Annotated in this window: 3 protein-coding genes and 2 pseudogenes; 2 read left to right on the top strand and 3 right to left on the bottom strand. The window is 58.6% G+C overall.

Translation table 11 applies throughout. The features are described 5' to 3' along the window. Positions 1–207: 207 nt before the first annotated feature. The 3 genes and pseudogenes from EN969_RS20705 to EN969_RS20695 form a co-directional block, all read right to left on the bottom strand. Positions 208–1,275 (bottom strand): annotated as a pseudogene (locus tag EN969_RS20705) (CmpA/NrtA family ABC transporter substrate-binding protein); the annotation flags it as partial. Further along, positions 1,230–1,472, bottom strand: a complete 243-nt coding sequence (locus tag EN969_RS36655) for an ABC transporter substrate-binding protein (RefSeq protein ID WP_281057004.1) — start codon at positions 1,470–1,472, stop codon at positions 1,230–1,232. The gene EN969_RS36655 and the pseudogene EN969_RS20705, both read right to left, overlap by 46 nt. Before the next feature lie 2 nt (positions 1,473–1,474). Further along, positions 1,475–2,077: an ANTAR domain-containing response regulator gene (locus EN969_RS20695; RefSeq protein ID WP_013530455.1), complete on the bottom strand. Its 603-nt coding sequence runs from the start codon at positions 2,075–2,077 to the stop codon at positions 1,475–1,477. A 275-nt stretch (positions 2,078–2,352) separates the two neighbouring features. On the opposite strand from EN969_RS20695, the gene EN969_RS20690 reads away from it, so the two are divergent. Further along, positions 2,353–2,880 (top strand): hypothetical protein, encoded by a 528-nt coding sequence (locus EN969_RS20690; protein ID WP_063168699.1) that lies wholly within the window; start codon positions 2,353–2,355, stop codon positions 2,878–2,880. A gap of 148 nt (positions 2,881–3,028) precedes the next feature. After that, positions 3,029–3,863 (top strand): annotated as a pseudogene (locus tag EN969_RS20685) (hypothetical protein); the annotation flags it as partial.

Below are 3,863 nucleotides of genomic sequence, written 5' to 3'. Positions count from 1 at the left end.
GCACCAGCGCGCTCGCCATCGCCGGCAAACTGGCGAGCGGCTCGAAGCGGCGCCGTGCCTTGGCAGTGAAGGCGATGACCTCCGCCGGCTTGGCGGGAAAGGCCTTCACCTTGGTGTCCTCGATAGTCTGGATCGACATGTCTGGGGAAAACTCCTTGGGGGCAGGTAGTGATCGCAAGCGGCGCATGCGCGCCGCTTGCGATCAGGCTACGCCGATGCCTTGATCTTCAGGCTGTCGAGATAGGCGGACGGGTTGGCCGGATCGAAAATCTTGCCGTCGAAAAAGGTCTCGACGCCGCGCGACGACGACGCCGGAACGTCGGCTGCCGCGACGCCGAGATCCTTGGCCGCCTCGCGCCACAGATCCTCGCGGTTGACCTGGTCGACCAGCGCGTTGATGTCGGTGGTCGGCGCGAACTTGCCCCAGCGGATGTTCTCGGCAAGGAACCACGCATCATGGCTCTTGAACGGATAAGAGACGCCGCCCTTCCAGAACTTCATGGAGAGATCGGTGCCGTTGGCGACGCGGCCATTGCCATAGTTGATGTCGCCCTTGAGGCGGCCGATGATGTCGGCGACGGGCACGTTCATCCATTGCCGCTTGCCGATGATAGCGGCCATCTCGTCCTTGTTCTCGGTGGCCTCGCACCATTGCTGGGCTTCCATGACGGCCATCAGGATCGCCTTGGTGGCGTTCGGATATTTCTCGATGAATTCGGCGCGCAGGCCGAGCGCCTTTTCGGGATGGCCCTTCCACAATTCGCCTGTCGTGGCGGCGGTGAAGCCCACGCCCTGGTGGACGAGTTGCTCGTTCCACGGCTCGCCGACGCAGAACACGTCCATATTGCCGACCTTCATGTTGGCCACCATCTGCGGCGGCGGCACGACGATGGTCGAGACGTCCTTGTCGGGATCGATGCCGCCGGCGGCCAGCCAATAGCGCAGCCACAGATCATGCGTACCGCCCGGGAAGGTCATGGCGGCCTTGATTTCCTTGCCGGTCGCCTTCTTGGCAGCGAAGGCGTCTTTCAGCTTCGAGGCGTCGAGGCCGACACCGGTGCCGGCATATTCCTGGGCGACCGAAATGCCCTGGCAGTCGTAGTTGAGCCGAGCCACGATCGCCATCGGCATCGGCTGGTTGTTCTGCGTCACCTTGCCGGTGTGCATGAGGTAAGGCAGCGGTGTCAGGATATGAGCGCCGTCGATGCCGTTGGCCGCGCCGCCGAGCATCAGATTGTCGCGTGTCGCACCCCAGGAGGCCTGCTTGAGCACCTCGACATCGGTCCCAGCATATGCGCGAGATGGAAGTGGCCGATGGCGATGCGGTCGCGGATGTTGGCCCAGGATGTCTCGCGGTGCAGCTTCAGATCGATGCCTTCTTGCGCGGCGAAGCCAAGCTCGCCGGCCGCGACCAGCACGGCGCTGTCGAAAAGCGGCATGAAGCCGGCGGTGATCTGGTGCTCGGCAGTCATGCTCATTCGTCCTCCGCCGGTCCCAGCAGCCCCGCGGCAGTCACCAGGCTTTGGGCGATGTCGCCGATCTTGCGGTTCTGGTTCATCGCCGTCTTGCGCAGCAGCGTGTAGGCCGCCTCTTCGGAGAGGCCGCGCGATTTCATCAGGATGCCCTTGGCACGGTCGATCACCTTGCGGCTCTCGAGCTCGCCGCGAACCTCTTCCAGTTCGCGTGCCATGCGCGAAAAGGCGTTGAAGCGGCTGACCGCCATGTCGAGGATCGGCTTGACGCGCTCTTGCCGCAGACCGTCGACGACATAGGCCGAAACGCCGGCATCGACCGCCGCCTCGATCGAGGCCTGGTCGGAGCGGTCGACGAACATGGCGATCGGCCGTTTTACGGCACGCGACAGCTGGAACATGTTTTCCAGCATGTCGCGATTCGGGTTTTCGAGATCGATGACGATGACATCGGGCTCGATCTCGGCGATCCGCCGCGCAATGCCGGTCACATCATGGATGACGGTGACCCGCTCATGGCCGGCCTCGCGCAAACCCGCCTCGATGATCGCGGCGCGGATGCGGTTTTCATCGATCACCAGGACGGCGAGTGCGGTTCGAACCATGCCTGCATTGTGACTAAGCGAGGGAATTGTGCAATGCGGTATCGAGAGAGAGCGGTGCTCGCTACGCCTTGGCAGGCCTATAGAGGTGGACGCTGGAAATGGATAGCTGTGATTTTGGCGGCAGTAGGACCGACTGCGGCTAACGCATTCACTACGTCAATCGGTTTGAGACGACCGGAACAGCAACTGGAACCAAGGCAGAGATCAAGCAGCCTATGGCGCTGATCGCGTTGAGATTACAACGGCGGCAACGGCACCAGATCTGAGGACGAAAAATGATCGACAAGAAATCTGAGACTGAAGCTGAAAAAGAGATCTGTGAAGTCGTGGGCCGAATCGTACTCATGGCTTCACTCTTAGACAATCAGTTAAATGCCGTCTTGGTGGCAGCTCTATCTCTTGGCGGGAAGGCGCTGACACTCGCGGTTGTCGCTGCCCTGGACCCGGCCCGAAAAGTTGAAATCCTGAAGGCATTTGTCACGCAGATATCCAACGACGAATGGAAGAAGCCAGTCCTGCGTTACGCAGACGGCGTTGAAAAAGTAAACCGGGCTCGGAACCTCGCCGCCCACAGTATGGTTATCGACAGCGGTGGAGAACATGTTCTAGCGACCAATAGCGTTGCGAAATTATTGAAGGCTACTGATCGTAAAAGCCGAGCGATCAAACGTGTGCCGCTCAACACGCTGAGCAATGCTTCAGATCTCGCGCTGAAAGTCTATAAAGAGGGTGAGAGCGTTATCGCCAATTTTGGTCGAGTTGAGTTGGAGAGAAATCGACGGGGAGCAGCGGCGCAACGCTAGATCATTCGGAATCCAATTGTCTGCGGCTTCGTTGGATGCCAATCAGCCGATCATGAAAAGAGTCGCACTACCGATATCCTAGATCGGCCGAGGCTTATGTGCGTCGCGCCGACCGCTAAATAATCATGCCGGGAAATGAGCTTCTTTGATGAGTTGGAATATTCTCGCTGCGCTTCCGAACATCGTCGTCACAGACCCGATTGAGGGAGAACAATTCTCCATGATCGGCAGCGATGACGCGCGCCTGTCCGATAATTTTGCCCTGCAGCCAAATCTAAAAGCATTCTTCCGAAGGTTTACAAACAGCCACGGAGTGAGGATTACGCCCGCAGCGCTCGTTGCGAGATCTGATACGCCCGCCGAGTTTCTCAACAGCGAAGCTGTCTCGGGTTTTCGAGATGCCGTTGCCGCGTCCATCATCCCATTTGCACGCGCTGCGGCCATAACTCATCGCAATTATTCCCGACCGATGTACTCTGACTCTTTCGATCTTTATCCTTGGATGGTCGATCGGAATGGCGAGCACCTCATCGCGAACACTCCGGCCGTAAGCGCACTTCATCAGATCAAAGGATTTAGGGGGCTTTCCTCGCCAGGACTTTCGGTCGTCCAGATTCGCGATTGGGACATTGATGAAGCGTTACTAAAAGTTTTGCTAGACTGGTGGAGGAAGAGATTTTCCGGCGGAACGCCACACTGGGAACAACTTGCGCTATTTCGCTCTCTGAACGCTGCTAATGCCGCAATGCAAATGCCGCAAAGCGCGGGCGCCACGATATATGACTGGGGCCGATCCCTGTCGCTTTGGATAAGCGCATTTGAGATACTCGTGCACCCTGGCCCTGGCGGTGAAGCCAACCGCGCGAAAGTATTTGCATTGATTGAACGCGGTGAATGGGAGCGTGAAGCAGTTCGCGAAAAAGTCCATGATGTGCGGTTGAGCAAAAAGAGCGTCGTAAGAAAAGCATTTCCCAGCTATCTGT

Origin of the sequence: Mesorhizobium sp. M7A.F.Ca.CA.003.01.2.1 (genome assembly GCF_003998945.1) — a bacterium.
GTDB classification, from domain to species: Bacteria; Pseudomonadota; Alphaproteobacteria; order Rhizobiales; family Rhizobiaceae; genus Mesorhizobium; species Mesorhizobium ciceri.
Note: the sequence above shows the minus strand (reverse complement) of the source record. Positions and strands in the feature narration are given on the sequence as shown.